The sequence below is a fragment of the Portibacter lacus genome (assembly GCF_021533215.1).
Classification (GTDB): domain Bacteria; phylum Bacteroidota; class Bacteroidia; order Chitinophagales; family Saprospiraceae; genus Portibacter; species Portibacter lacus.
Window position 1 is genome coordinate 1 of sequence record NZ_JAJNKA010000037.1, and the last position, 2,563, is coordinate 2,563.

Genomic DNA, 2,563 nt, shown 5'->3' on the forward strand with positions numbered 1-2,563 from the left:
TGCTTATTCCTATGTGTTTGACCCCCTAGTTCTTGAGGTTTGACCCCCTATGTGGATAACTCGCTATTTCAAATTTACAATTATATTTTAGATCTGTTTCTGAGGCTTTCCCCTTTGAGATCAATTCTGTGTGCTTTAGGTACAATTCTGTCTAAGATTGCATCAGCGATAGTTGGTTCATCTAGATAAGCATGCCAAGCGTTTAAGGGAAGTTGTGAGCAAATTATAGTAGCTGAGTTTCCATATCGATCTTCAAGGATTTGAAGAAGCGATAGCTTGACAGATTGTGATAATGGTTGGAGCCCAAAATCATCTAGAATAATGAGTTTAGCTTTCTTTAATTTGTCGAGCCATTTAATCAAAGAACCATCTGTTTTTGCTAAGCTAATTTGTTCTGCAAAACGATTAAGATTAAAGTAAAGTGTTCTGTAACCATGCAAACAAGCATTATCTCCTAATGCACAAGCCAAATATGATTTACCGCATCCTGTAGCACCAGTGATCAATACATTTTCAGCACGATTGATAAAGTTGCAATCAGCTAAGAAGGCAAGTTTGTCCTTGCTCAGATTTCTCTTTTCAGAACATTCTATATCTTGGATAGAAGCTTGATATCTAAGTTTGCTAAGCCTAAGAAACATCTTAGTTCGTCGATCTGTTCGATATTGAAACTCAGCATCTATTAGCTGGGCAATCAGGTCGTGAGCTTCTGGATGATTATTAATAGGTAAGGATAAAACAGCTTGATAAGCATCGGCCATACCAGTGAGTTTCATCTGTCTAAACATGTCTAAAGATTCATTTTTCATTTATTTGAATTTTATGATTAATAGTTAATTATTGATAAGCTTGAGGGCCTCTAATGTTGTCATGTGTGGGGATCTTTAAAATCAATGCTTCTTCCACCTGATCTAGATTTTTCTCTAGGATCTTTTTCATCATTGGGTAATTTCCTTTTCCAACTTTCTTACAGCGAAGTGCAGCTTTTTCAACTCTTTGTGGAGAGTAACGCTTTGCAAGGTGTAAGATCCCAGAGCAACTATTATAAGTTTGGGCCTCATAGATTTTAGCAATTAGAACTTGTTGGATTAGCCATTTTGTAGCTTCTCCAACCTTAGCTGCTTGGTCAATAAAGTAAGCGCCATCATACCCTTGAGAAGCCTTCCATTGTTCATGATTCTTTGGTAGATGTTTGTCATGAGTTTGATACACATTGCTATTTCTGTGGGCAAGTCTCTTATGCACAGCAACTCTTGTTCTATCAATATAAATCTCAACTAGGGTTCGGTTATAAAAAACGATGGCTTGTTTGCCTACATACTGATGTGGAACAGAATAGTAGTTCTTTTCTTCACCTAGGAAAACATGGTAGTTACGCTGAACTTTAGCTTTTGTAGATTTTTTGAGTTCAAATAACTCGTTGGGAAGGTCTGCCATCAAAGGTTTTTCATATTGCTCGAAGAGCTCTTTTCTACAGCCTTCCTTTTTTTGAAAAGGTATTTGATTGTGTATCGATAATTGGTCTACTATTGCTCGATTTATCTCCTCTATACTATGAAAAACTTCGTTCCTCAAAGGAGCATAAATTCGCTGATAAACGATTCTAACTGCATTTTCTACACTAGCCTTGTCTTTAGGTTTGCGTGGTCTGGTGGCTTGTAATTCAAGGTTATAGTGGTCGGCTAACTGGACGCATAATTCGTTGAACTTGGGTTCGTACCTATCAGAAGTTGTGACATAGGATTTTAAATTATCAGAGAGTATTTTCTTGGGTAGTTTACCCAAGAAAAGAAAAGCCTGATTGATACCATAAATAAAGTCCGTCACTTTCTGTGAAGGTAGAGCTATTGCGAAGCAGTAGTGGCTAAATGGACAAACTGTAACTAGCACCTCGCATAGAGTTACCTCTCCTGTCTTAGGGTCTACCCAAGAGAGTTTCTTTCCAGCAAAGTCAATTTGTAAAGTATCTCCAGGCTCGTGTTTAAGGGCCAAGGTGAGATCCTTAGAACGCAGATACCTTTTAAGTTTTGCACAAAACCTACTGTAGCTATATCCCTTAGCATTGCCTTTTCTATACTCTTCCCATATGAGTTGACGAGACACTCCAGGGCTACGAAGCTCCTTTAACCAATAAGGTACTTTGCTAAAGAACTCTTGCTCTAAAAAGACCTCTTCACTTCCACTACTATGATTAAAAAGTACATCAAAATCCTTATACTCTAGCGCTAAAATCTTATCTAAGTCAGTGCTCGATCGATGAGCGATTTTGACATAATGTTTAATGGTATTCTTAGACATCTTTAGTCTCCTAGCAGTCTCCTTAAAAGAGCCACATCGTTGATAAGTTCTAAGTATTAGTCTTACTTGATCCATACGTTTTATTTTGCCCATGCTTGTGATTTTTATCACCAACATGATATTATTTAGCGTATGTATCCACATTCTTAGGGGGTCAAACCGTAAGAATGTTATTAACATTCTTCTACTTTTGAGGGGTCAAACCTCAAGAATCAGAGGGGTCAAACCGATAGGAATCGAGGGGTCAAAGGTGCAGGAATATGCA

Annotated in this window: 2 protein-coding genes; both read right to left on the bottom strand. The window is 37.7% G+C overall.

The features are described 5' to 3' along the window. Window positions 1-80: 80 nt before the first annotated feature. Window positions 81-809 carry an IS21-like element helper ATPase IstB gene (gene istB, locus L2586_RS24315; RefSeq protein WP_235295609.1) on the bottom strand — a complete coding sequence of 243 codons (729 nt, stop codon included), beginning with the start codon at window positions 807-809 and terminating at the stop codon, window positions 81-83. A 28-nt stretch (window positions 810-837) separates the two neighbouring features. Further along, window positions 838-2,391, bottom strand: coding sequence for an IS21 family transposase (gene istA / locus L2586_RS24320; protein WP_235295610.1), 1,554 nt, complete (start codon window positions 2,389-2,391; stop codon window positions 838-840). Window positions 2,392-2,563 lie beyond the last annotated feature (172 nt).